The 25,032-nt window shown below is 71.2% G+C and carries 26 protein-coding genes; 11 read left to right on the forward strand and 15 right to left on the reverse strand.

From position 1 onward, the window contains the following. Positions 1–135 precede the first annotated feature (135 nt). Positions 136–816, reverse strand: coding sequence for a sigma factor-like helix-turn-helix DNA-binding protein (locus tag BLS56_RS01910; protein WP_228771277.1), 681 nt, complete (start codon positions 814–816; stop codon positions 136–138). 146 nt (positions 817–962) lie between these two features. Between BLS56_RS01910 and BLS56_RS01915 the strand changes: the two genes are divergently transcribed. The 7 genes from BLS56_RS01915 (at position 963) to BLS56_RS30325 (ending at position 9,506) form a co-directional block, all read left to right on the forward strand. Then, positions 963–1,445, forward strand: a complete 483-nt coding sequence (locus BLS56_RS01915; protein WP_091447511.1) for a YcxB family protein — start codon at positions 963–965, stop codon at positions 1,443–1,445. Between the two features lie 39 nt (positions 1,446–1,484). Beyond that, on the forward strand, positions 1,485–2,279 hold the full coding sequence (locus BLS56_RS01920; protein ID WP_091447514.1) for a hypothetical protein: 795 nt from the start codon (positions 1,485–1,487) through the stop codon (positions 2,277–2,279). 22 nt (positions 2,280–2,301) lie between these two features. After that, on the forward strand, positions 2,302–5,901 hold the full coding sequence (locus BLS56_RS01925; RefSeq protein WP_091447516.1) for a P-loop NTPase fold protein: 3,600 nt from the start codon (positions 2,302–2,304) through the stop codon (positions 5,899–5,901). A gap of 48 nt (positions 5,902–5,949) precedes the next feature. Next, positions 5,950–7,767 (forward strand): VWA domain-containing protein, encoded by a 1,818-nt coding sequence (locus BLS56_RS01930; protein ID WP_091447519.1) that lies wholly within the window; start codon positions 5,950–5,952, stop codon positions 7,765–7,767. Between the two features lie 47 nt (positions 7,768–7,814). Next, positions 7,815–8,402 carry a hypothetical protein gene (locus tag BLS56_RS01935; protein WP_091447522.1) on the forward strand — a complete coding sequence of 196 codons (588 nt, stop codon included), beginning with the start codon at positions 7,815–7,817 and terminating at the stop codon, positions 8,400–8,402. Between the two features lie 278 nt (positions 8,403–8,680). Further along, a complete protein-coding gene (locus BLS56_RS01940; protein ID WP_091447525.1) occupies positions 8,681–9,253 on the forward strand; it encodes a hypothetical protein in 573 nt (190 codons plus the stop codon). Positions 9,254–9,257: 4 nt separating this feature from the next. Then, the gene (locus BLS56_RS30325) at positions 9,258–9,506 is read left to right on the forward strand and encodes a hypothetical protein (protein ID WP_139190459.1); all 249 of its coding nucleotides are present in this window, start codon (positions 9,258–9,260) and stop codon (positions 9,504–9,506) included. Between the two features lie 266 nt (positions 9,507–9,772). Here the strand turns inward: BLS56_RS30325 and BLS56_RS01945 are convergent, their stop codons facing one another. The 11 genes from BLS56_RS01945 to BLS56_RS31985 all read right to left on the reverse strand — a co-directional run bounded on the left by BLS56_RS01945 (position 9,773) and on the right by BLS56_RS31985 (position 18,053). Next, a complete protein-coding gene (locus BLS56_RS01945) occupies positions 9,773–10,243 on the reverse strand; it encodes an SRPBCC family protein (protein WP_324187487.1) in 471 nt (156 codons plus the stop codon). Positions 10,244–10,326: 83 nt separating this feature from the next. Further along, on the reverse strand, positions 10,327–10,932 hold the full coding sequence (locus BLS56_RS01950; RefSeq protein WP_228771278.1) for a TetR/AcrR family transcriptional regulator: 606 nt from the start codon (positions 10,930–10,932) through the stop codon (positions 10,327–10,329). Positions 10,933–10,938: 6 nt separating this feature from the next. Beyond that, on the reverse strand, positions 10,939–11,976 hold the full coding sequence (locus tag BLS56_RS01955; RefSeq protein WP_091447528.1) for a ferrochelatase: 1,038 nt from the start codon (positions 11,974–11,976) through the stop codon (positions 10,939–10,941). A 14-nt stretch (positions 11,977–11,990) separates the two neighbouring features. Beyond that, positions 11,991–12,758 carry an enoyl-ACP reductase FabI gene (gene fabI, locus BLS56_RS01960; RefSeq protein WP_091447531.1) on the reverse strand — a complete coding sequence of 256 codons (768 nt, stop codon included), beginning with the start codon at positions 12,756–12,758 and terminating at the stop codon, positions 11,991–11,993. Between the two features lie 38 nt (positions 12,759–12,796). Then, positions 12,797–13,501 (reverse strand): 3-oxoacyl-[acyl-carrier-protein] reductase, encoded by a 705-nt coding sequence (gene fabG / locus BLS56_RS01965; protein ID WP_091447534.1) that lies wholly within the window; start codon positions 13,499–13,501, stop codon positions 12,797–12,799. Positions 13,502–13,639: 138 nt separating this feature from the next. Further along, positions 13,640–14,623 carry a VWA domain-containing protein gene (locus tag BLS56_RS01970; protein ID WP_091447537.1) on the reverse strand — a complete coding sequence of 328 codons (984 nt, stop codon included), beginning with the start codon at positions 14,621–14,623 and terminating at the stop codon, positions 13,640–13,642. Next, on the reverse strand, positions 14,620–15,501 hold the full coding sequence (locus BLS56_RS01975) for a DUF58 domain-containing protein (RefSeq protein WP_175482675.1): 882 nt from the start codon (positions 15,499–15,501) through the stop codon (positions 14,620–14,622). Before BLS56_RS01975 ends, BLS56_RS01970 begins: the two co-directional genes overlap by 4 nt. Positions 15,502–15,566: 65 nt before the next feature. Continuing rightward, entirely contained in the window at positions 15,567–16,643 is a 1,077-nt protein-coding gene (locus tag BLS56_RS01980; RefSeq protein WP_091447542.1) for an AAA family ATPase, read from the reverse strand. Positions 16,644–16,684: 41 nt separating this feature from the next. Next, positions 16,685–17,269 carry a molybdenum cofactor guanylyltransferase gene (gene mobA, locus BLS56_RS01985; RefSeq protein ID WP_091447544.1) on the reverse strand — a complete coding sequence of 195 codons (585 nt, stop codon included), beginning with the start codon at positions 17,267–17,269 and terminating at the stop codon, positions 16,685–16,687. Continuing rightward, entirely contained in the window at positions 17,266–17,850 is a 585-nt protein-coding gene (locus tag BLS56_RS01990) for a class I SAM-dependent methyltransferase (RefSeq protein WP_091447547.1), read from the reverse strand. The genes mobA and BLS56_RS01990 overlap by 4 nt, the downstream gene beginning before the upstream one ends. Continuing rightward, positions 17,847–18,053 (reverse strand): hypothetical protein, encoded by a 207-nt coding sequence (locus tag BLS56_RS31985; protein ID WP_228771279.1) that lies wholly within the window; start codon positions 18,051–18,053, stop codon positions 17,847–17,849. Before BLS56_RS31985 ends, BLS56_RS01990 begins: the two co-directional genes overlap by 4 nt. A gap of 36 nt (positions 18,054–18,089) precedes the next feature. On the opposite strand from BLS56_RS31985, the gene BLS56_RS31170 reads away from it, so the two are divergent. Next, positions 18,090–18,236, forward strand: a complete 147-nt coding sequence (locus BLS56_RS31170; protein ID WP_175482576.1) for a hypothetical protein — start codon at positions 18,090–18,092, stop codon at positions 18,234–18,236. Between the two features lie 114 nt (positions 18,237–18,350). Here BLS56_RS31170 and BLS56_RS01995 read toward each other — a convergent pair whose 3' ends face one another. Together BLS56_RS01995 and BLS56_RS02000 are read right to left on the reverse strand one after the other, a co-directional pair. Next, positions 18,351–18,707, reverse strand: a complete 357-nt coding sequence (locus BLS56_RS01995; protein ID WP_091447549.1) for a hypothetical protein — start codon at positions 18,705–18,707, stop codon at positions 18,351–18,353. Between the two features lie 42 nt (positions 18,708–18,749). After that, complete coding sequence (locus BLS56_RS02000) at positions 18,750–19,340, reverse strand: GrpB family protein (protein WP_091447551.1); 591 nt, start codon at positions 19,338–19,340, stop codon at positions 18,750–18,752. Between the two features lie 273 nt (positions 19,341–19,613). On the opposite strand from BLS56_RS02000, the gene BLS56_RS02005 reads away from it, so the two are divergent. The 3 genes from BLS56_RS02005 (at position 19,614) to BLS56_RS02015 (ending at position 23,380) form a co-directional block, all read left to right on the forward strand. Continuing rightward, positions 19,614–20,768 carry an oxygenase MpaB family protein gene (locus tag BLS56_RS02005; protein WP_091447554.1) on the forward strand — a complete coding sequence of 385 codons (1,155 nt, stop codon included), beginning with the start codon at positions 19,614–19,616 and terminating at the stop codon, positions 20,766–20,768. 388 nt (positions 20,769–21,156) lie between these two features. Beyond that, positions 21,157–22,608 (forward strand): carboxylesterase/lipase family protein, encoded by a 1,452-nt coding sequence (locus tag BLS56_RS02010; protein ID WP_091447557.1) that lies wholly within the window; start codon positions 21,157–21,159, stop codon positions 22,606–22,608. Between the two features lie 25 nt (positions 22,609–22,633). Continuing rightward, the gene (locus BLS56_RS02015; RefSeq protein ID WP_091447559.1) at positions 22,634–23,380 is read left to right on the forward strand and encodes a class I SAM-dependent methyltransferase; all 747 of its coding nucleotides are present in this window, start codon (positions 22,634–22,636) and stop codon (positions 23,378–23,380) included. Positions 23,381–23,482: 102 nt separating this feature from the next. Here BLS56_RS02015 and BLS56_RS02020 read toward each other — a convergent pair whose 3' ends face one another. Continuing rightward, a complete protein-coding gene (locus tag BLS56_RS02020; protein ID WP_091448714.1) occupies positions 23,483–24,820 on the reverse strand; it encodes an NlpC/P60 family protein in 1,338 nt (445 codons plus the stop codon). Positions 24,821–25,032: the final 212 nt, after the last annotated feature.

The following is a 25,032-nucleotide window of genomic DNA, read 5'->3' on the forward strand; positions in this document are numbered from 1 at the left end:
GGTGACTGGCAGGACTCTCAGCGCGTGACGGCAGTGAGCCGCTGCGCTGTCCGCACGCGACTGGTGGCGCGTGCGAAACCCGGGAGCGGGTTCATCGCGGCACGGGCACTGCGCCTGGCCGCGGTCGGCCGCGGGTCACCACTGGGTGATGAGGGGTGCGTCCGGTTCGTGCCGCCGCCAGGCTTCGGCGAGGCGGGTCAAGCGGGTGGGGGCGGCGATGCCGCGCACGAATGCGATCTTGCCGCCTGCGATGTCGAACGTCACGGCGCCGACGACCCGGTCGCCGAGCACGAAGAGGATGGCGGGACCGCGGTTGACGAGCGCGTAGTGGACGGCCGGCGTGCCGCCGATGAATCGCCGTTTCGCGGGTGTGGGTGTGAGGCCGGCCCGTGCCACGGCGGCGATGCGCTGCGGAGCGTCGTACCGCAGCAACACCTCGGTCAGGCCTGCGCCGTCGGAGATCGCGGTCGCGTCGTCGGTGAGCAGCGCCACCAGCCGTTCGGTGCGGCCAGATGAGGCGGCGGCGAGGAATTCCTCGGCGATCCTGCGGGCGGATGCCGGGTCGACTTCGCCGCGGCGGCGCGCGGCGGCGATGCGGTGCCGGGCCCGGTGGAGGTGCTGCTGGCTTGCGGACTCGGTGATGTCGAGGATCTCGGCGATTTCGGCGTGACTGTGGGAGAACGCTTCGCGCAGGAGGTAGACGGCCCGTTCGAGGGGTGACAGGCGCTCCATGAGGGTCAGCACGGCCAGGGAGACCGATTCGCGCTGCTCGAAAGTGTCGGCCGGGCCGAGCATCGGGTCGCCGTCGAGGAGCAACCGGATCATGCATCGGCTGCAACTCCTCGGAGTTCGAGGCTTCCCACCCGTCTTGCACACGGCGTTCTTCCTTCGCAGGGGCCCGACGACACCACTCCACCCCATCGAGCAGACCCCACAGCCAGCCACCGGATAAGTTGAGCAGCATGGCTCTCCGACTGCGCTGGGACCCAGCCCCAGCAGACTGGGCGGACGGAATCCGGGCAACCGTCCCCTTCGCCCGCTGGGTTCCCTGGTTCGCAGCCGCCTTCGGCGCCTTCTCCGCCGCCCTGCTGGTCCTCGACTTCACCGCCCCGGGCATCTTCGGCCTCACCTGCGCCCTGGTGATCGCCGCGCTCCCAGCGGCAGGAGTGCGCCTGTCCTTCCGCCGCAACCCCGTGGCAGGTCGGACAGTCACCGCCGACGTGGACGAACGCATGGTCAGGATGATGACCGCCGACGGCACCGCCTACAGCGAGATCACCCTCGCCGATCTCGCGGGCTGGGCGGAGACGCCGCGCAACTTCGTGCTGCGCGCCGACTCCGGAGCCTTCCACCCGATCCCCGGTCGGGCCTTCGACAGCACCGAGGACATCGACCGGTTCCGCGACCTGCTCGAACGCGCCCTGGGGCCCGCGGGCAGGAGCTGACCCGACCGGGTTTGCGGGGGTCGCGTACGCTCGGTCCCCGTGTCAACTCCGAGTGCGACATTCGCGGTGTGGGTTTCGGCTTGGTTGCACGGATCCGCCGCCGCCGACGACGTCCTGGACGCACTGCTCCACTGGGCGGAACTGCACGATGTGGTCGCTGTGGACGCCGCGACCGCCGAATCCCTCGACGTGCCGATGCGCGGGCAAGCTGGCGGCCAGGTGGCCGCGCTGCTGGGGGCCGTGCGCCGGGCCGAGGTGACCGGGGGCAGGCTGGTGCTCCCCGTCCCCGGTGACGTGCGCGGGCTGGGCGGGCGCAGCGAGTTCGCGGGGACGGCCCTGCACGCCGGTGAGGCGGTGGTGCTGCACGGCGCGCCGCTGGGGCTGGTGCCGGAGCCGGTCGCCGACGGTGTGCTGCGGTGGACCGTCTTCGACATCGGCGACGCGCCCGCAGCCGAGCACGTGCCCCTCGGCGAGGCCGAGCACGAGCTGACCGGCGCGATGCGGGTCGCCGCGGGCGTGCTGACCGAGCTTGGGGTGGCCAAGCACCGGGCGGGGGTGCGGGAGGAGATCACCGCGCGCGTCGCGCACCGCTCGGCCGCGCCGTGGCCGGAGGGCACCCCGCCGCGCGCGCTGCGGGTCCTGCAGCGCGCCAACGAGGTCTCCGCGATCCTGGACCTGGCGGGCGAGGACGCCCCGGGCAATGCCCTGTCCTCGTCGGCGGCCCGCAGGCGCGCCGAGGCGCTGCGCCCGCTGTTCGACGCGGTCCGGGTCGCGCGCCTGGCCGCGGTGGACGAAGCGGTGCGCGTCTTCTCCGACCACGCCGACAAGCACTGACCGACGCGGCATACTGCCTCGGGTGATCAACGCCGAGCCGTTCGCGGGCCACCCGGGGCTCGTCCGCGCCGTCGCCCTGTCCCCGGACGGCACTCGTGCCGTGACCGGGGGCGACGACGGCACGGTGCGCGTCTGGCCGCTGGCCGAGGACGAGCCGCCGCTGGTGATCGCCGCCCACCCGGGTGGCGTGCGCGCGGTCGCGTTCCTGGGCGAGCACATCGTGTCCGCCGGGGTCGACGGCCTGCGTGCGTGGACCGCAGGCGGCACGCTGGTCCGCAAGCCGTGGTCGAAACCGGTGGCGGCCGCGGCCGTCCGGGGTGACGAGGTGTGGTTCGCCGAGTCGAACGGCGAAGTCCGGGGCTGGAGCGATGACCAAGTCATCTATGCCAACCGGCTCGTCAGCGGGGCGACCGCCCTGTCGGCAGGGCGTGGACTAGTTGTCGTTGGCGGGGAGAACGGCGAGGTCGTCGCCGTCGGAGCACGGCACAAGGTCGCGGACCATCCGGGCGGCGTTCTCGCCGTCGCGGTCAGCGCTGACGGCGGGACCGTGGCCTCGGCGGGGGCGGACGGGGCGGTCCGGGTGTGGAACGCCGAACGGAACCAGGTCACGCACACCTTCCAGGGCACGGCCGGGCCGGTGCGGGCGGTGGCGTTGTCCGCCGATGGGTCACTCGTCGTCTTCCCCGGCGAGGACGGCAGGCTTCTGCACTGGCGGCCCGCCGAGAACACAGCCGTCGACATCGCCGTGGAACCCGGCGGGATCCACGCCCTGGCCATGGACGCCACGCGGATCGCGGCGGCGGGCGGGAACCGCAGGGTCGGGATCATCGACGTGGCCACCGGCGCGCGCACCCTCACCCTGACCGGGCACGGGGGCGGCGTCCGGTCGCTGCTGCTCGACGGCGGCCGGCTCGTGACCGGCGGGGACGACCTGGCGGTGCGGGTGTGGAACGTCGAGGACGGCAGGCCGCTGGCGACGCTGACCGGCCCGGTGGCGGCGATCCGCGCGCTGGACAGCGACGATGACGGCGTCGTCGGGTTCTGCACCGACGGCACGCAGTGGCGCTGGCGGCCGGGTGTCGAGCAGGGCGCACGGGAGGAAAGCCGCCTGCCGCACGCGGACACCGCCGCCTATGCCGCCCATGGGCAGCTGGTCATCGGCTGTGTGGACGACACCATCCGGGCCGGGCGGACAGGCGAGATCCGCGAAGTCGGCCGACACGACTGGGTGCAGGCGGTCGCGATCAGCCCCCAGGCCGACCGGCTGGCCTCCAGCGGACGTGACCGCGCGGTGCGGGTGCTGCGGTGGGTGGGCGGCCAGTACGTCCCCGACGCCGCGATCACCCTCGACGCGGTGGCGCTCTCGCTCGCCTTCGCCCCGAACGGGTCGGTCATCGCGGGGTGCGCCGATGGAGTCGTCCGGGTGTTCGCCGCTGAGGACGGGGCGGTCCCACAGTCGCTGACCGGGCACGGCGCGAGCGTTCATGCGGTGACCGCGACCGCGGACGGCCGGATCGCGGCTGGCGCCGCCGACGGCGGCATCCGGGTCTGGACGATGGCCGAGCCGGACGCGCCGATGGTGCTGGAGGGGCACGTCGACCGGGTGCGGGCACTGCTCGTCGCCCCGGACGACCGGCGGCTGGTCAGCGGCGGCGACGACGGCACGATCCGGATCTGGGACCTGGCCACCGGACACCAGGTCGCCGGGACCGGCTTCACCCGGCCGCCGCGTGAGCGCCCGCGCGCCGGGGTCACCAACGACGAGGCCAGCGCGCACGACCTGCTCGGGTTCGCGGGCGACGTCGACACGCTCGCCGCGCTCATCGCCGACCGCGCGACGGTGCCGCCGCTGTCGATCGCGCTGCTCGGGCCGTGGGGGTCGGGCAAGTCCAGCTTCCTGCACCAGTTGCGCCGCCGGGTGGACACTCTCGCCCAGCTTTCACGCAACAACCCCGAGCACGGCGCGTACGTCGGGAACGTCCATCAAGTGACGTTCAACGCCTGGCAGTACAGCGACGACCACCTGTGGGTCGGACTGGTGGAGCACCTCTTCGCCAACCTGGCCCACCGGCCCGCCGACTCGCCGGACGCGGCGGCCCGCGCCGCCGCCAAGACCCGGCTCACGGAGTTACGCGGCCGCAGCGACGAGTTGGGGGCCGAACTCGATCGTGTCAAGCGGACCGAAGGCCTGGCGGCGACGCTGCGTTCCCCGGCGCTGCTGCGGTTGCTGTGGCGTGAGCGCACCGTTCTCCGCGACCGGGGCGGCCTCGCCGTCGCGTTGGGGATTCCGCCGGTCGCGATCGTCGCGGCCGTTGTCTCCTGGGTCCTGTGGGGGCCTGCGCTCGCGGCGTTCGTCGCGACCGGGATCGCGGTGGTGGCCGCCGCCGTGCCGGTGGTCAAGTGGGTGGCCGAAGCGTGGCGGACAGCGGCCGACGCGCGCGGCTCGCTGACCGAGAAGGTCGCCGCGCGCAAGGAACTCCTCGACGCCGAGATCGCCAAGGCGCAGGCCGAGTTGGCGGCGGTGGACCCGGCGGAGCGGCTGGACGAGCTGATCCGCTCGGTGCGGGCCGGGCGGTTCGAGCAATACCGGGGCGTGCTGGGTCAGGCGCACGAGCATCTGCGCGCGCTCAGCGACGACATGCGCAAGGCGCTGGCCGAGTGGCGGCCGGGCGAGCGGGCGGACGGGCCGCTGGAGCGGATCGTGCTGCACATCGATGACCTGGACCGCTGCCCGCCGCACCGGGTGGTCGACGTGCTGGCCGCCGTGCACCTGCTGCTCGCGCTGCCGCTGTTCGTCGTGGTCGTCGCGGTCGACCCGCGCTGGCTGCGCCGGGCGCTCGCCCAGCACCAGCGGGAGCTGTTCCCGGGAGCCGACGCCGAGGACAACGACGCGCGGCCGCTGGATTACCTGGACAAGATCTTTCAGATCCCGTTCGCGTTGCGCCCCATGGGTTCTGGGGCCGACGCCCTGATCGACGCGCTGCTGCCGCCGTCGAGCACGCTGACCGTCCACCGGCAAGCGCCGAGCACGCGGCGGACCGGCGAACCCGCCGCCGCCCGCGTGTCCGCCGCGCCCGAGCGCGCTCCCGAGCCGGAGGCGCCCGCGCCACCGCGCGGTCCGGTGACCCAGCATGGCCTCCCACCGGACCGGCTGCGGCTGCGCGACGCGGAGCGCGCGTTCGTCAAGCGGTTGCGCCCGCTGCTGGACACCCCGCGCGCGGTGAAGAAGCTGGTCAACCTGTACCGGCTGGTGCGCACGGACGTCGCCGAGGACGCGTTGGACGAGTTCGTCGGCGACGACCTGGGCCACGGCGCGGGCGCCTATCAGGCGGTGCTGGTGCTGCTGGCGGTGACGGTGACGGCGCCGCACCGGGCACGGACCCTGATGCTGGCGCTGCGCGAGACCCCCGACGACCAGGCGATCACCGACGTGCTCGCCGCCCTGGCCGCCGACGACCCCGCGTGGGACCCGCTGGTGGACCTGCTCCGGCGGATCGGCGGCGCGGTCGTCCTGCGAACGGACGCGGGCACGTACCGCCGATGGGCGGGCACCGTGTCTCGATTCAGCTTCGATACTGACGATTTGGTCGAATCCGACGATCAGTCATCGGAGAGTGACTAGTCCGGCACATCCTGGCAGCTGTTTCCACCGACGGTTCTTGGAGGACACGTGGTCGACCCGGCCCCGGCGCGACGCGGCGCGAACCCGCTGGTCGTGAGCCTCATCGTGGGACTCGTGGCCAGCGTGGTCGTGTATTTCGCGCTGGACGACGCCGAGGACAGCGCCCCGAAGGCGGTGGGCGAGTGCGTGGCGGTCGAGTTGAGCTCGTCCACCGAGAAGGACAAGCTGCTCGCCGAGATGGCCGAGCGCTACAACGGGACGGGCAGGCTGATCCTGGGCAACCGCTGCGCCAAGGTCTCCGTGCACGGGCTGACCTCCGGGCTCGCGATGGACTCGCTGGCCACCACCTGGGACGCGGACACCACCAAGGCGCCGGTGCCGCAGGTGTGGGTGCCGAGCACGTCGCTGTGGGTGGGCAGGCTCGCGGCGCGGACGAAGTCCCCGGTGGTGCGCTCCCAGACGAACCCGTCGCTGATGTCCAGCCCGGTCGTGGTGGCGATGCCGTCGATGATGGCCGACGCGCTGCGGGCGAAGAACCCGGCCCCGGGCTGGGCGGACCTGCTCACCCTCGCCACCGCCCCGGACGGCTGGAGTTCGCTGGGCCACCCGGAATGGGGGAAGTTCAAGCTCGGCCGGGACAACCCTGAGCTGTCCTCGTCCGGCCTCGGCGCGACGATCGCGACGTTCCACGGCGCGGCGGTGGCCGCCGGGCAGAACGGCCTCACCGTCGACACGGTGCGCGACGCCCGGGTCCGCTCCTTCGTCCACAACATCGAAAGCTCGGTCGAGCGCTACGGCGACGACGCGGCGAAGTTCATGGAGACTCTCTACGCCGAAGACGCCAAGCAGGAGCCCGTCCCCTACATCAGCGCGATCGTGCTGCAGGAGCAATTGGCGTACCTGTACAACCGGGGCGTGCCCGACGGCGACCCGCACAAGCTCGACAACCCGGGCGCGCTGCCGAAAAACAAGCTCACCACGATCTACCCGAAGGACGGGACGGTCGTGTTCGACCACCCGTACATCGTGCTGGCCTCGGCCACCGAGGAACAGCGGGCCGCCGCCGAGGACTTCCGGCTGTTCCTCGGCGAAGAGGCGCAGCGGGCCACGCTCCGGAAGGCGGGCTTCCGCGACGGCACGGCCGCGCGGAACCCGACCGACGAACTCAGCCGCCACCTCGGCGTGGACCCGCGCCAGTCGCTCACCCCGATCCCCAACCCGGCCCCTGACGTGGTGGAGGCGATGGTGGCCGGGTTCCAGGAGACCCGGAAAAAGGCAAGAGTGCTGCTGGTCCTCGACGTGTCCGGCTCGATGAACGACGCCGACGACCCGGCGAACAAGAGCCTGGAAAACAAGCCCCAGAGCAAGCTGGAACGGATGAAGCCCGCGGCGGTCAAAGGGCTCGCCCAGTTGGGGATCGAGGACGAAGTCGGGCTGTGGACCTTCTCCTCCCCCGGCTACACCGAGCGAATCCCGATCGGCCGCGTCGGGGACGTGCGGCAGCAGGTTATCGACACGATCAACGGTTTGGCGGCCAAGGGGGAGACCGCTCTGTACGACACCGTCTCCGCCGCGCACCAGGCGATGACCGACGCCCAGGACCCGGCCAAAATCAACGCCATCGTGCTGCTGTCCGACGGGGAGAACACCCCGAGAAACGACCAGGCACGGGCCGAGCTGCTGGCCAAGGTCGACGCGAGCAGGCAGGAGACTTCCGTGCGCGTGTTCACCATCCCCTACGGGCGGAAAGCGGATATCGAGACGATGCGGCTGATCGCGGAGAACTCGCGGGCGGTGTCCTATGACGCGAAGCAGAACACCTCGGATATCGAGAAGGTGTTCGTCAGCGCGTTCAGCAATCTGTGAAGCGCCCCAGACGAAACGCACACCGACGACATGACACTGTGAACCGCATGAGGCTCTGGAAGCACCTGCGCGAGCCGACCGGGCTCGCCGTCGGGGCCGTCCTCGGCCCGCTGATGGCCGCGGTCACCCTCGCCGAGACCGACAACGGCCTGCTCGCAGTGGGCGTCGGGGCGGGGATCGCCGCGCTGGTGGTGACGACCAACGCCCTGGTGACAATGCTGAGCAGAACCCGGAAGCCCACCAGCGAGCCGGAGCCCGATGGCCCGCCACCACCGCCCGACCCACCTGACCCGCCCGAGGCGGCGGCGCTGGCGCGCACCTGCGAGGCCGCGGTCACGATCCGCATCCGGTCGATCGCCACGCCGGACGCCGATCCGGTCGTCGCGTGCACGGCACGCATAGTCGACACGGTCTACCGGTTGGCGTGCCTGGTGGCCCGAGCGGAGCCGGGCCGCTCCCCGGAAGCGGTCGCCCGGGCGTTGACGGCGATGGAACTGGGCGCGCAGCGCCTCGCCGACGTCGCCGACGGGGTCGCGGCCGACACCGACCTGGAGAACTACCTGTCCCTGGTGCTGCGGCACCTCGACGCGGTGGAGGACGATGTCCGCGGGAAACTGGCCCGGGGGCAGGGATAGGCTGTCCGCGCACCGCTCGGCCCACTCGGCCGCGGGAACCGGACATGTGCGAATGTGCCAAATACTGAGATGAATTTTTTGTGCTCGGACAGCAGGATAAAGTGCTCCGATCCGAAGCGGCGGCATCGGCGGATGAATGAAAAACCTGGATGTCCGCAACAAAGTTACCGGCTCGGTCCTGTCATATTACGACATTATGGCTGTTCGGCATAGCGGCGGCGCCCTGGTATGGCCCATAGTGTTCGCACTGGACCAACCGCTGTAACCGGAGTCACACCATGACCGCTCACCTCATCGACCAGAACCACGCCGGTCGACCGCATGCCCTGGACACCAACCACCTGGACGCACTGCAGATGGTGGCGCGCGGCGAGGTCGGAGCCTACGGCGCGGGCGCAGCCCTGCGGCACCGCACGGACGATCTCGGCGTGCTCATGGTCAGTGCCCTGTTCACCTTGCGCCGCGACGGTTTCATCGGTTTCGGCTGCGCGGAGCCAGACCCCCACGACGGTTGGATCCGGGCCTGCCTCACCTCAGCGGGCGAACGCCTCCTGGACATCTGGCTCCGCCGCGGCAGGCACTCCCCAGACGAGGCCGCGCGCACCCGGGACTGGTTCGTGCTCCTGCGCTGCGCCCAACGCGGCGACCTGGCGATGACCGATACCAATGAGGTCACCGACCGCGGCGCACCGGTCGAGAGCAGGCTGGCGGCCAGGTTGCGGGAACTGGTCTCCGCGGGCCACCTAGTCGTCGGCTCGACCCGCCTGCGCAACTGCCGAATGGTGATCTTGAGCGAATCCGGCAGGCGCCTGCACACCCGACTGGACCATTCCCAATCAGGCCACAGGTGATCGAATGAACCCCACAGAAGACCCCCGCGGCGAAGTATGTTGGGGAATAAGCGATGCCTACGGCGGCAGGACACACCTGGTCCTCCTGAACTACCGGGTGGCCCTGTGCGCCATGCCGGTGGACACCCGCTACCGCGACCGCCCCAGCGAACGCATGATCTGCCCGGAATGCGCGATCGCCTACATAGCAGCGGTTTTCCCCGCCCGAGCGATCGCCCCCACCCACCACCACGACATCCGATTACGGGCCTGACCCCTTGTCCCCCAACCCCTTCCCCACCTCAACGCCCCGGCCCCCACCGGGGCGTTGGGTCGTTCCAAGCCCAAACCCCTGCCAATCTCACACCTCAAGCCGCCAGATGCCCGATGGGGTGGAGCAGCAAGGTCAACCGCTCCTGCCAGACCGAACCCGACCCTGCCAGGCGCCCGATGCGGGCGAGGCAGCGCACCCGCCCCTGCCAACAGCACTCCACCCCATCAAGCCAGCCCAGAGCAGCCAGCCCCAGGAGAGCCAGCAACCTACTCCAGATGCTGTTTCAACCGATTCAACGTAGTAGCGATATTCGCCCTGTTATGCTCGATCCGATTCAGCACCCCCGTGACCAGAATCGCGATCGGCAGAAACCATAACGGCGCCCGCAGCCAGTTCGTCTCCGTCACCCGGCACCCGTCCCCCACCGGCTCGATGTCGTACTGCCACCGCGAGATCGGCACCCGAAACGACGTCCGCACCTCATAGGCGAACCGCCGCCCGTGATCGGCGTCAGTGATCTCACAGATGGTGTCCCACCGCCGCCGACCATTCCGGTTGATCCCCTTGAACTTGACCCCCACCGCCGCCGACCCCGCCCCGTCCAGCCACTGCGCGTCGGCGATCTCCTCTCCCAGCCTGGCCATCACCGGTGGATCGCTGATCACCCGGTAGACCTCGTCGGCTCCGGCGTCGACGATCACCTCACCGGTAGCGAGCGGCTTCTCGTACAGCTTCACGGACACCCCTCTCACACGCACCATGTAAGCGCCGATTACATCGGTGTACGGGCCTCCCGTCAAGATCTTGACAACCGCCGATTTCAGTCCGACGTGCCCTTGATGCCCTGGCCGAAGATCGTCAACGCGCCCTCGACCAACCGCTCGGCGTTCTCGGCGGGCAGGAAACCGTCGACGATCATCTGCGAAAGCCCGTAGACAAGCGCGTGCGCGGCGAGCCGAACCATGTCCGGGTCACCCGGCCGCAGCTCCCCCGCCCGCTGGCCCGCCACGATGAGCTCCGTGGCGAGATCGCCGACCTGGGCCATGCCCGGGCGCAGCGCCTCCGGCAGCTCCCGGCCATAAACCGCCGACCGGAGCAGCTCGAACCGATGCGGATAAGTCGCCGCGTAGCGGACGAACGCGAGCCCGAAGGCGTAGAACGCGGAATGGTCGGTGCCCGCGACGGCGGCCCGCTGCCAGTCGCCGAAGTCGGCCAGCACGCGCTCGGCCACCGCGGTGAGCAACGCCTGGCGGTCGGCGAAATGCCGGAACGGCGCGCCCGGCGAGACCCCGACCCGGCGCGCGACCTCACGGACCGTGACCCGCGCCAGGCCGCCCTCGTCCAGCATGTCGAGGGCGGCCTCGGTGAGCGCGGCGCGCAGCGCGCCGTGGTGGTACGCGCCGCGCTCGGCAGGCGGTTCGGTCACAGTCGGTCAGGCCCGGACGGGCCGCTTGGGCGCCTCGCAGCAGGCGACCGCGCACGGGGCGCCGTTCGCCGTGCAGCCCGCCAGCGGGAAGTCCGACAGCTTGCGGGGCTCGGCGCCGTCGATGTGCTCGCGGATCAGCTCCACCACCAGTTCGGCGAACCGGGGGTCGCCGTTGGGCGTTGCGGCGCGGGCGAAGGACATGCCCAGCTCCGCCGCCTTCTCGGCGGCCTCGGTGTCGAGGTCCCAGACCACCTCCAGGTGGTCGCTGACGAACCCGACCGGGCACACCACGACCGCGCGCACGCCGCGCCCGTGCAGCGCCTCGATGTGGTCGACGATGTCCGGCTCCAGCCAGGGGATATGCGGCGGCCCGGACCGCGACTGCCACACCACGTCGTGCTCAGCGACGCCGACCTCCCGGGCCACCAGCCGCGCGGCCTCGGCGACCTGGCGGGAGTAGCGGCGCCCGCCCTCGTCCGGCGGACCTGCCGCGACATCGGCCGAGTCCGGCACGGAATGCGCGGTGAACACCAGCCGGTAGTCCTGCGGCATGTCCGCCGCGGCCGCGCGGACGGCGTCGGCGAACGCCGCGACGAACAGCGGGTGGTCGAAGAACTGCCGCAGCTTCACCAGATCCGGCGCGCCGTCGCCGGTCGCGGCGCGGGCCCGGACGATGTCCTCGTGGTACTGCCTGCACGCCGAGTACCCGCCGTAGGCGCTCGTCGGGAACACCAGCGCCCTGCGGACGCCGTCGGCGGCCATCGTGGCCACGGTGTCCTCGGCCATCGGGTGCCAGTTGCGGTTGCCGAAGTACACCGGCAGGTCCATCCCCTGGCGGGCCAACTCGGCCCGCACCGCGTCGATGGCCTCCCGGTTGAGCCGGTTGATCGGGGAGACGCCACCGAAGTGCTGGTAGTGCTTCTCCACCTCGTCCAGCCGCTCCGGCGGGACCCCGCGTCCCCGGGTGACGTTCTCCAGGAACGGCCGGACGTCGGCAGGGGACTCGGGGCCGCCGAAGGACAGCCACAGCAACGCATCGGTCATACCGCTGATCTAACTCACATTCCGAGGGCGTGCACGCCGCCGTCGACCCAGACCATCGACCCGGTGGTCGCGGGCAGCCAGTCGGACAGCAGCGCGCAGACGGACTTGGCGACCGGGGTGGCGTCGTTGACGTCCCAGCCGAGCGGCGCGCGCTCGCCCCAGGCCTCTTCGAGCTGGGCGAACCCGGGGATCGACTTCGCGGCCATGGTGCGCACCGGACCAGCGGCGACCAGGTTGACCCGCACGCCCTTCGGGCCAAGCTCGCGGGCGAGGTAGCGGTTGGTCGACTCGAAGGCCGCCTTCGCCACGCCCATCCAGTTGTAGGCGGGCCACGCGACCCGGGCGTCGAAGTCGAGGCCGACGATCGAGCTTCCCGGCGACAGCAGCGGCAGCGTCGCGGTGGCCAGCGACTTCAGCGAGTACGCCGACACCTCCAGCGCCACGGCGACGTCCTTCCACGGCGCGTCGAGGAACGGCGCGCCCAGGCAGGACTGCGGGGCGAACCCGATCGCGTGGACGACGCCGTCGAGCCCGTCGACGTGCTCGCGCACGCGGTCGGCGAGGGTGGCCAGGTGCTCGTCGTTCTGCACGTCGAGTTCGATGACCGGCGCGGGCTCGGGCAGCCGCTTGGCGATCCGCTCGACCAGGCTCAGCCGCCCGAAGCCGGTCAGCACGACCTGCGCGCCCTGCTCCTGCGCTGCCTTGGCGACGTGGAAGGCGATGGACGAGTCGGTGATCACGCCGGTGATCAGCAGGCGCTTGCCTTCGAGCAGTCCGGTCATCGCTGGGGTGTCCTCCGTGTGGTTGGTGAGTGGTGTTGCTAGTGGCCCATGCCGAGACCGCCGTCGACCGGGATGATCGCGCCGGTGATGTAGGCCGCGCTGTCGGAGGCCAGGAAGGTCACCGCGGCGGCGACCTCCTCCGGGGTGGCGTAGCGGCCTGCCGGGACCGAGGCGAGGATCTGCTTCTTGCGGTCCTCGGTGAGGGATTCGGTCATGTCGGTGGCCACGAACCCGGGCGCCACCACGTTGGCGGTGATGGCGCGCGAGCCGAGTTCCCTGGCGATGGACCGGGCCATGCCGACCAGCCCGGCCTTGCTGGCCGCGTAGTTGACCTGCCCGGGCGAGCCGAGCAGGCCCACCACGGAGGAAATGTAGACGATGCGGCCGAAGCGGGCCTTGAGCATGTTGCGGGTCGCCCGCTTGGTGACCCGCCACGCCCCGGTCAGGTTCGCGTCGAGCACCCGGGTGAACTGCTCCTCGTCCATCCGCATGAGCAGCGTGTCGTCGGTGATCCCGGCGTTGGCCACCAGGACCTCCACCGGCCCGTGCGCGTTCTCCACCTCGGTGAACGCCGCGTCCACCGCAGCCGAGTCGGTGACATCGCACCGCACCCCGAACAACCCCTCCGGCGCCGCGGTTCCCCGGTGGGTGACGGCCACCTTGTCCCCCTGCGCCGAGAACGCCCGCGCGATGGCCAACCCGATACCCCGGTTGCCGCCAGTGACCAGTACCGACCGTCCCATTCGCCGTCCCATCTACCCGCCAAGCCGTCGGCGACGAGGCTATCGGTCTGCGCTGACATCCCCCTTAGCTGCCCCTGCTACTGGGCCGTAGCACGATGGCGTCCGCTTCCGCCGGGACGTCGGCCGCCGCCGCGGCGGCTACGGCAGGCGTTGGCCGACGGTCAGGGAGGCCGCGCCCGCCAGGAAGACCGCCAGGGTGCCGAGCATCAGCCAGGGTCTGCTGGCGTCGGTTTCCTTGATCTCGTAGCCGATCTGCTCGCCCAGGGTGTCGTAGACCCGGCGTAGTTCGCCCGCGGTGGCGGCCTTGTGGAACTCGCCGCCGGAGAGGTCGGCGATTTCCTCCATGGCGTCGTCGTCGACGGCGACCGACTGGACTCGGCCCTCGATCTCGACGGTGCCGTCGGCGGTGCCGAACGAGATCGTGGTGATGGGGACCTTCTTGTCCGCCGCCGCCTTGGCCGCGGTGAAGGAGCCTCTGGGGTCGTCCTCTTGTTCGGTGGGGATGGTCTGCTTGCCGTCCGACATCAGCACGATGCGGGCCGGGGGCGGGCCTTCCGGGCCGCCGACCACCTGGGAGAAGCCCTCGATCGACTGCAAGGCGGCGAAGATGGCCTCGCCGGTGGCGGTGGACTGGGCCAGTTTGAGGTTGTCGATGGCCTTGCCCACGCCCTCGCGGTCGGTGGTGGGGGCGACCAGGACGGTGGCGGTGCCCGCGAAGGTGATCAGGCCGAGGTTCACTCCCGGGGTGAGCCCCTCGGCGAAGGACTTCGCCGCGACCTGGGCCGCCTTGAGCCGGGTGGGCTCGACGTCGGTGGCTTCCATCGACAGGGAGACGTCGATGACCAGGATGACCGTGGCGCGGTTGCGGGGCACCTTCTGCTCGGCTGTCGGGCCCGCCATGGCGGTGGTCAGCAGCAGCAGGCCCAGCACCATGACCACCGCGGGCAGGTGCCGCAGCCAGGTCTGGCGCTTCGGGGCGACCTTTTCCAGCAGTTCCAGGTTGGTGAACCGCAGGGTCCGCTTGCGCCGCGCGCGCTGGGCCAGCAGATAGCCCGCCGCCAGCGCGGCGACCGCGATCAGCAGCAGGAACCACCACGGCGCGGCGAAGTTCCGGAAGCTCATGCCGCTCCCCCCGACCAGCGGCGCTTGCGGGCGACGACGAAGCGCACCATGTCGGCGATCCAGTCCGAGTCGGTGCGCAGGACCAGGTGTCCGCTGCCCGCCCGCCGGATGCCGCTGGCGACCTCGGCGCGGTGCTCGGCGGCCGCCGCGTGGAACTCCTTGCGCAGCAGCGGCGACGCGGTCACCTCGCGCTGCCTGCCGGTCTCCGGGTCGGCCAGGACGACGGTGCCGACGTCGGGCAGGTCGATGTCACGCGGGTCGACGACCTCGACGGCGATCAGCTCGTGGCGCAGCGACAGCGCGCGCAGCGGGCGCTGCCACTCGGTCTCGCCGAGGAAGTCGGAGACCACCACGGCCAGCCCGCGCCTGCGGGGCGGCCTGCGCAGCTGCTCGACCGCGTTCGCCAGGTCGCCCCGCACGCCCTCGCTGGCGCGCGGGGTCTCGGCGACCTTGCGGACGAGGCCGCGCGCGTGCGCGAGCCCGCCGCGGGCCGGGATGCGGATCATCTTCTCGCCGTTGGCGATCAGCGCGCCGATCCGGTTTCCGCCGCCCCGGGTGAGGTGCGCGATCGCGGCGACAGCGGCGACGGCCAGGTCGCGTTTCTCGCAGGCCGCGGTGCCGAAGTCCAGGCTCGCGGACAGGTCGACCACGACCCAGGTCTCCAGCTCCCGGTCGGCGACGGTCTCGCGGATGTGCGGGACCGTGGTGCGCGCGGTGACGGCCCAGTCCATCCGGCGCACGTCGTCGCCGGGCTGGTACGGGCGCGCCTCGCCGGGCTCGGAGCCGGGCCCGGGGACCAGGCCGAGGTGGTTGCCCTGCAACAGGCCGTCGAGCCTGCGCCGGACGTCGATCTCCAGCAGCCGCAGCCCCGCTTCCATCCGGTCGCCGCGCAGCACGGGCGGCGCCCAGTTCGGGCGCTCGCCCTCGGCGGCCTTGTGCCTGCTCACGGCCTGCCGCTCACCCCGGCGGGGGCCGCGTGGCCCGCGGCGGCCTGCGGGCGCGCGGAGACCTGCGGCAGCGGCACGGTCTGCAGCACCCGGGAGATCATGTGGTCGATGGGCACGCCGTCGGCGAGCGCGTCGTAGGAGAGCACGAGCCGGTGGCGCAGGACGTCGGGGACGACGTCGACCACGTCCTGGGGCAGCACGTAGTCGCGGCCGCGGACCAGCGCGAGCGCGCGGGACGCGGCGACGATGCCGAGGCTGGCGCGCGGCGAGGCGCCGTAGGCGATCCAGCCCGCGACGTCGGAGAGGCCGTGCTCGGCAGGCGTGCGGGTGGCCAGCACGAGCCGGACGGTGTAGTCGACCAGGGCGTGGTGGACGAAGACCGTCGACGCGACGCCCTGCAGGCGCTTGAGCTCTTCCGGGGTGAGGACCTGGCTCGGCTCCGGCGGGGTGACGCCCATCCGGTAGACGATCTCCCGTTCCTCCTCCACCGTCGGGTACTCGACGATGATCTTGAACAGGAACCGGTCGCGCTGCGCTTCCGGCAGCGGGTAGACGCCCTCGTTCTCGATCGGGTTCTGCGTGGCGAGCACCAGGAACGGGTCGGGCATCGGGAAGGTCTGCCCGCCGATCGACACGTGCCGCTCGGCCATGACCTCCAGCATCGCCGACTGCACCTTCGCGGGCGCGCGGTTGATCTCGTCCGCGAGCACGAAGTTGGCCACCACCGGGCCGAGTTCGACGTCGAAGCGCTCGCTGCCCTGCCGGTAGATGCGGGTGCCGAGGATGTCGGCAGGCACCAGGTCGGGGGTGAACTGCACGCGGGAGAACGATCCGCCGACGACCCGCGCGAAGGTCTCCACCGCGAGGGTCTTCGCCACGCCGGGCACGCCCTCCAGCAGCAGGTGCCCCTTAGCCAGCAGCCCGACCAGCATCCGCTCGACCAGGCGGTCCTGCCCGACGATCACCCGCTTGACCTCGAACACGGTGCGTTCGAGCAGCTGCGCGTCCCGCGCCGGAGTGGTCGTTGGCGTCTCGCTCGCGAGTTCGGCCTGCCCAGGCTCGGTCACCGGCATCCTCCTCATCAAAAGGTCAATCCACCGGGGTATAGACAACCTCAGAGACGGTGTGAGCCCTGTGAACTTGAGTGCGCGTCGAGATCGGCGGGCGTGTCGATGTCGGCGGAAGAGCCGTCGGTGTCGGCCACCCGGGCAGGCCCAAGCAGGCACAGCACCTGGCCCAGCGCCGCGTTTTCCGGGTGCTCCGGAAGGACCGCGCGCAGCGCGTCCCGGCGCCACGCGCTGAGCAGCCACTGGTCGCGGCCGTCGTCGTCGATCAGGACGGCGCCGGACTTCGCGACCGCCGCCCTGAGCCGCCCGACGGTCGCCGCGGACACCGAGGGCAGGTCGGCGGCGAGCACCACGACGACCGCGTCATCGGGCAGTCCGACCTCGTCGACCGCGTCCAGCCCGGCGGCGAGCGCGGCGACCGGCCCGGAGCCGGGCACCCGCTCCCGCGTCCACCGCACGGGCGCGGCGGTCGGCCGCCGGGGACCGACCACGACCACCGCCGCAGCCCCGTCGACGGCGGCGATGGCCCGGTCCAGCAGGGTGCGCCCACCGATCACCAGTCCCGGCTTGTCCGCCCCACCGAGCCGGGCCCCACGCCCGCCCGCGAGCAAGATCGCCGCCCATGCAGTCATGCGGCGAGCCTACGGCCGACGAGCAGATACCGTTCGTCGGAGATGGGCTTCCCCCACAGCCGGGGATCGTCCAACTGCCGGACCGTCACGTGTTTCCGGTGCCGGAGAGCCAGAGCGCGGCAGTCCGCGGCCGAGATCCCGGCCCCGGTGTGCCACCGGCCTTCCACGAGCACGAGCCGTCCCCCCGGCCGCAGGAGGTCGCACCACCTGGCCAGCGCCCGGTCCGGATCGGACAGCGCCCACAGCACGTGCCGGGCGAACACGACGTCGAAAGTGGACGATGGCAGCGGCGGGTCGGCCGCGTCGCCCTGGTGGAACGCGACCGCGCCGGTTTTCGCCATCGCCGCATCGATCATGCGCGCCGAATAGTCCACACCGGACACGTCGTGACCCGCCTCGGCGAACAGCAGCGCCACACTTCCGGTGCCGCAACCCAGGTCGGCGATCCGCGCGGGCGCGGGTGGCAACGCGGGCAGCAGCACCTCGGCCCACGCCGCGCGGACTTCCGCGTCGAGCAGGCCATGGTCGGGTTCGGCGTCGAACGTGGCGGCTTGGGCGTCCCAGAAACGGGAGTCGGTCATCGGTTCGCCATTCTCGCGCGCGGGGCCATAAGGCGGACTTTCGCTAGAGCAAGCCTGCCAGTTTGTAGAGGACGAGCGATGGCCTCGTCGGCCAGTTCGACGCCCAGCCGGGATCTCAGCAACGCCAACCCGTCGATCAGCAACGTCCGCGACAGCGATCTCCAAAGTCCCCGGGTCGGCAGCAGCGCCAGCCAGAACAGCACCCGCCGCATTCCCCGAACCGCACACCGCGTCACCACATGCAGCAGCGGCTCCCCAGCCGCGCGTCAGGCGACCTCGACGCGACCCTGGACACCCTGCGCGAGCGCTTCGGCTCGGCAGCGGTCACCCGCGCAGCCCTGCTCGGCCACGACCCGGGCGTGTCGGTGCCGCTCCTGCCCGACTAGACACCTGATCGCCGCCCGGACCACCCCACCGGCACCCGGTCAACCGCAACTGCCCCCGGCCCGCCTCCGACGGACCTTCGACAGAAGGGCCACCCCGGGACCACACGCAAGCGTCTACTGCCCGTAAGACCGCCGCAGACGGTCGTTGACCAGCAGGTTCAGGCGGTACCGCAGGTGTCCGAGCCTGCTGGTGCTCGGCGGCTCGCCGGTGGTCGTGAGGGTCCAGCGCAGGCCGCAATCCTGGCCGACGGGGCGCAGGTCGAAGCGGATGCGGTCGTCCGGGCGGTCTGGCCACAGCGACGACCACACGACCAGGTGCGGGTGGGCGCTGTCGAGGACGTTCGGTTCGGTTTCATCGGGAAGCAGGTCGAGCCACGGGCGCGCCGATGGCCTGCGCGGCTCGGTCAACGACTCCCACACGACGTGGGTGGGGGCGGGTTGCCTGCGCTCCCGGCTTCCGAGTTCCAGCACGGCAGCGACGATAGGGCGTTCCACTCGCTCGCCGCCTGCGATTTACTCCGCCGCAGCGTCCGCCCGGCGCATGATCTCGGTGACCACGGCGGTCTTCGCGTCGGCGTAGTGCTGCACGTGCCGCCAGGTGTTCTTGGCCAGTTCCCGTTTGCGGCGGGCGTAGCGGTCGCGGTCGGCGGGGTTGGTCCGCAGCCAGTCGCGGAAGCGCACCATTCGGGCGATCTCGGCCGCGCCGTCGCTGAACACGTGCAGGTTGACGTCGGTGTCGGGGCCTTTGAGCAAGCGGTGCTCGAACCAGTCCGGCTCGCGGATGCGCAGCACGTACCCGGCCTCCGCCAGCACGGGCACATACCCGGACTCGTCGCCGGAGTCGGGCACGACCAGTAGGATGTCGATGATCGGCTTGGCGACCAGCCCCGGCACCGAGGTCGACCCGACGTGCTCGACGCGCAGCGCGGCCTGCCCCAGCGCGGCGGTGATCCGGTCGGCCTCCCGGGCGAACAGCTCCGGCCAGCGCGGGTCGTAGTCGACCAGGGTGATGGTGGCGTTGTGCGGGGTCAGTTCGGTGACGGTGAGCTTCCGCAGGTCCTCGTCGCTGATCAGCTCGGGACCCGGGTTCGGCGTGGATGGCATGGGTGCTCCCTCTCGCAGGCGTCCGGCACCGCCTCCCCCAGTGTCCGGGGCGGCGCGGGGCACGTCCTTGACCCAGCTTCCCCACGTTCCAGATGGCGCGTCTACCCCGATCGCCGATTTTCACCGCCCGCGCGGTCTCGCCACGTCACTGAACGGTGAACCGGGCCGCTCCTTCATCACCCGATCGCGGAGTGGTGCGCCGCCGCGAAACACGCTGGACTGACACGTCCGGAGGGAATGTCCCCGACGGGACAGCGGAAGGGCGGCGATGACATGTACGACATCCACGCGCTGGAGGCGCTGAAGTTCGTCGGGGACCCGCTCGCCGACGCGGTGATCTCCGATCTGGTCGCCTCCGGCCGGATCGGCGCCGTGAACGACGTCCTGGCCCATTTCCGCGACAACGACCAACCCATTCCGGAGAACCTGCCCGAATCGGTGCGCTCCTATCTCGTCGCCACCGACGCCCCGCCTGCGTGGGCCGATCTCGACCGGATCGCCGAAGCGTACGAGTTCTTCGTGGACGACGGGGTGCACGTGGCCTCGGTGCTGTCGTACGGCGCGATGGTGAACTGCTACGCCCAGCCGAGGTCGTCGCGGGTGCTGGCCCTGACCCACGGGCTGCACCAGCCGCACCGACGGCTGTCGGAGACCTCGCAGTTCGTGTTGAACATGATGGGCCGCGACCCGTTCGGCTCCGGCGGGGCGTTCGTGCCCACCATTCAGAAGACGCGGCTGATCCACGCCGCCGTCCGCTATTTCATCGATGAGTCGGCCCAGTGGGACGACGAGGCGGACGGCGTGCCGATCTGCCAGTTGGACATGCTGGCCGCGCTGCTCATCTTCTCGGTCCAGGTGATCGAGGGAATGCGCAGAATGGGTATCTCGGTGACGGACCGGGAAGCCGAGAACTACTACTACGTGTGGCGGGTGACCGGCGCGATGCTCGGCATTCCCGCCGAGATCATGCCCGAGACGCTGGCCGAGGCCCAGCGGATCAGCACCGACTTGGTCGAGACCACTTACGCGGGCTCGTCCGAAGGGATCGAACTCACCAGGGAACTGCTCGACCTGTACGAGAAGATGATTCCGGGCAAGGCCTTCGACGGCGTGGCAGCCGCCATGGTCCGCCAAGTCGTGAATCCGGAGGTCGCGGACTCGCTCGGCGTGCCGCATTCCCTTGCCTGGGGCCGGGCGGTGCGCGCGGGAACCCGGATCGTGCGGTTCCTGGAGCGCTCGGAGGATAACAACCGGGTCGCCCGGGTAATCCTGGACAAGGCGGGCAGCATCCTGCTCGGCGGCAGCGTCCGCACCCTCACCAACGGCCAGTCGACCGCGCTGACCATTCCGGCGGACCTGCGGGAGAGATGGCTGGCCGCGGGCGTGTGCCCCGCGGGGGCGGACGACCTCACCCAGACACCGGGATAACTCACCGCGGGGAGACACATCCCGCGACCGCTCCGACCGTCGGTAGGCAGCCTCGTGGCGAACGTGACGAGGCAGGCAACATCCTCGGCGGCATCAAGACGTAGAGCAGGGCGCGGCGACCCAGGTGCGGGCGGGGACCTCACCCGGAATGACGGGCATGGCGGGGCCTACCGCGAAGACTGCGACATCGCCGGGCTCCGGCCCGCAGGCGTCCGCGACTACGCGATCGCCCCGAGCAGGACGCTGGCCTGTGGAAGCTGTCCGCGAAACCCGACGATGTCCGGAGCGCTTCGATTCCCGCTTCAGCCAGGGACATTCTCTGATCGCTGTCTTCGCCCCGCCGCACCTGCGTTGTCGGGTCCACCCGGCCGATGCGAAGGTGTGGATCATGACCAGTCAGGTGCACACCTCCGCCGGAACAGTCCGAGGCGCCTGGGAAGACGGGGTAGCCGTGTTCCGCGGTGTGCCCTTCGCCGCGCCACCGGTCGGGCCGCGTCGGTTCGCCGCCCCTTGCCCTCCCGTTCCGTGGGACGGTGTCCGCGAGGTCGCCGAGTTCGGCCCGCCACCACCACAGCCCGGTCGCCCGACCGCGGGTGATGACTGGCTGAACCTCGCCGTCTGGACTCCTTCTCCCGGCCGAACCGGGCTTCCGGTCGTCGTGTGGATCAGCGGCGGCAAATACCTGCACTGCGACACGGCCAATCCGCACTTCGACGGCGCGACCCTGGCCAGGGCGGGCGTGGTCGTGGTCAGTGCCCACTATCGAAGCGGGTTCGAGGGCTTCGCCCGCGTCCACGGCGCACCCGACAACCGCGGGCTGCTCGACCAGGTCGCCGCGCTGCGCTGGGTCCGGGACAACATCACCGCCTTCGGCGGCGACCCCGCGAACGTCACCGTTTTCGGCGAGTCCGCCGGAGCGGGCTCGATAGCCGCCCTGCTGGTGATGCCCGCGGCGACCGGGCTCTTCCGCCGCGCCATCTTGCAGAGCATCCCGGGGACCTATTTCTCTCCCGCTCTCGCCACCGATATCGCTACCGAGATCAGTGCCGAACTCGGCCGCCCACCACGAATCGGCGACCTCGCCGAAACACCGCCTGATGATCTCGTCCAAGCCGCCTCGACGGTGACCGCCCGACTCCCACGGAGCGCCCGCCGGTGGGGCGCCGTCGCGCACACGCCCACGCCCTTCTCCCCGGTCGTGGACGGCGACATCCTGCCCGTGGCCCCCTGGGCCGGTCTCGGCGATGGCGCGGCCCGCGACGTCGACCTGCTCATCGGCCACACCCGCGACGAGTTCAGCCTGCTCGCCAACCGGCTAGACGACATCGGCGACGCCGAGGTCGACGTACTCGTCGACGGGCTGACACCGACCCCGGGCGCACGCCGTTATCGGACCGCCTACCCGTCCCTTCCTCCCCGGAAGCTGCGGGAGACGGCTCTGTCGGACTGGCTGTTCCGGATGCCCACCCTCCACGTCGCCGAGGCAGCGCACGCGGGCGGGGCGCGGGTGTGGTTCTCCGAGCTCCGGTGGGGATTCGGGCCAGCGGGCGCCTCCCACGCCCTGGACACCCTGCTCGTGTTCGGCACCGCCCACATCGACACCGGACTCACAGAAGCGGGCCCGGCCGCCATGGCTCAGGCCTCGCGGCTGTCCGCGCTGATGCGGTCCGAACACCTGTCCTTCGCCGCGACGGGAAACCCCGGCTGGGCGCGCTACAGACCGCGCGGACAAGCCACCCGCGTCTACGACACCGCTCCCACAGTCACCGGATACCCCGAAAAGCGCTCGCACAAGATCTGGCGCGACCAGCGATTCGGCATCCTGGACTTGGCGAGATGACACCGGATCAACGGGAGGCAGCGACATGTCCAGCACGCGGTTGTACGACACCATCGGAGCCACTTACACCACGACGCGGCGCACCGAGCCGCGGATCGCCGCGCGAATCTGGGCCGCTCTCGGCGATGCGCGGACGGTTTTGAATGTGGGGGCAGGCACCGGCTCGTACGAGCCCGCCGATCGCCACGTCCTTGCGGTGGAGCCGTCGGCGCTCATGCGCTCGCAGCGCCTCCCGGACGCGGCGCCGTGCCTGGTCGGATCTGCCGAGAGCCTGCCGTTCGATGACCAGTCCTTCGACGCGGCGATGGCTATTTCCACCATTCATCACTGGCAGGACCCGATCGTGGGCTTGCGCGAGATGCGGCGCGTGGCCCGCAGCGTGGTGGTGTTCACGCACGACACCACTGACACCGGATGGCATCGGCGATTCTGGCTTACTCGCGACTATCTGCCCGAAGTCGCGGACCTCCTTGTCCGCAGGCCTTCGCTGACCGAGTTGGCCTGCGCGATCGGAGCCCGTCTGGAGCCGGTGCCCATCCCCTGGGACTGCGCCGACGGCTTCTTGGAGGCCTACTGGCGCAGGCCCGAGGCGTACTTGGATGAGAACGTCCGTCGCGGGCTGTCGATCTGGGCCAGAGTCGGGCCGGATATCGAGCAGAGGGTAGTGCGCGGCCTCCGTGCCGACCTTGCCTCAGGACAGTGGGCAGAACGCAACCGCGACCTCGCCGATCTTGACACCGCGGAGCTTGGCCTTCACCTGCTTATCGCCTGATCCCGGCCAGACCTTGGCGCCGGTTCAGAACGTGGTCGATGTCCGGCAGACGGCCAAACAGGCCGACCGCGATGAGATCCGGGCCAAGAGCGGTGGCAGGTCTCAGAGCACTCGGGTCACCTGGGGGACGATGCCGCCGTAGCGGACGGGGGCGATGCGGACGCGGGAGCCGGAGTAGGGGGCCTCGACCATCTGGCCGTTGCCGATGTAGAGGGCGACGTGGTGGATGCGGCCGCCGGTGGACCAGAACAGCATGTCGCCGGGGGCCATCTGGTTCAGGGGAACGCGGCGGCCCGCGGCGGACTGGTAGCCGCTGTAGTGCGGGAGGCGGACGCCGACGCCCGCGAAGGCGTAGATCATCAGGCCGGAGCAGTCGAAGCCGACCTTGGCGAAGTCGCCGAAGGTGTCGGCTATGCCGCCGTCGCGGATGCCTCGGGTGGGACCGTTGGCGTTGCCGCCGCCCCAGGCGTAGGGGACGCCCAGTTGGGACAGCGCCCGGTTGATCACGACCTGGGCGCGGTTGCCGGGGCGCGAGTTCGGGGGGCGGGCGCCCGGCGGGGCAGAAGCGGCCCCGGCCGGAGCGGAGTTGGCGGCGCTGTTCTGGGCGGCGAGCAGCGCGTTCTGCTCGTCCTCGCGCTGCTTGGCGGCGAGCCACTGCTGGTAGCGCTCCCGCTGGTTCTCCAGGCCGCCGACAGCGGCTTGGGCGGCGGCAAGCTGGCGCTCGTAGTCCGCGCGGGTGCTCTCCAGGGCGTGGGTCTGCTCGACCTGGCCTTGGCGGGCCCGGTGCGCGGCTGCGGTGGCCGCGTCGGCGGCGCGCTTGGCCGCTTCGGCCTCGGCTTGGCGCTCGGTGGCCTCGGTGAGGGCGGCGCGGGCGCGGGAGTCCTTGTTGGCCTTCTCGGTGCGGGCGCGCTCCATGGCCGCGAGGGCGTCGAGTTCGCTGCCGCTGACGGCGTTGAGCAGCTGCGCGCGGGCGAGCAGGTCTTCCGGGCTCTTGGCCCCGATATAGGCGGACACGGAGCCGACCGTGGTGCCCTGCTTGTAGCTGCCCGCGGCGAACTCGTCGAGCTGCCCGCGGACTTCCTCGATGGTCTGGCCCGCGGCGTCGGCTTCGCGGTGGGCGGCGTCGGCATCGGCCTTGGCCGCGTCGGCGGCGGCGCGGGCGGTCTCGAAGTCCACCAGCGCCTTGTTGGCGTCCTCCATCGCGGCCTCGACCTCGGCCTGCAGCCGCAGCAGCCGGGCCTCGGCCTCGGCGAGCCTGCTGGTCAGCCTGCCGACCTCGCCCGCCTTGGTCTTGGCGGCCGCGCGGCCCGCGTCCAGTTCGGCGTCGCTGGGGTTGGGCGGTGGTGGCGGGACGGCCACGACGCCCGGGACGCCGGTGGTCGCCAGCGCGCAGACCAGGGCCAGCGTGGTCGCGAGCCGGGCCCATCCGCGAGCGGTCACGACGCCCACCTCCGTGTCGACACAGGAATTCCCACGGTGCGAGCGTGCCACTTAGGACACTCCAATTACCAGTCGTAACAAGGGAAACACCGGCACCAGTGTCGCGACTCGCCCAACGGCACACTGTGCGTATGCGAGCCGACCCGAAAGTGTCGATAAAGGACGTTTAGCCATCCCGGACGAGGGCGCTGTGCTGCCCTGCGTGAGGGGCT

It is taken from the genome of Actinokineospora iranica (genome assembly GCF_900101685.1).
In the GTDB taxonomy this organism is placed as follows: Bacteria; Actinomycetota; Actinomycetes; order Mycobacteriales; family Pseudonocardiaceae; genus Actinokineospora; species Actinokineospora iranica.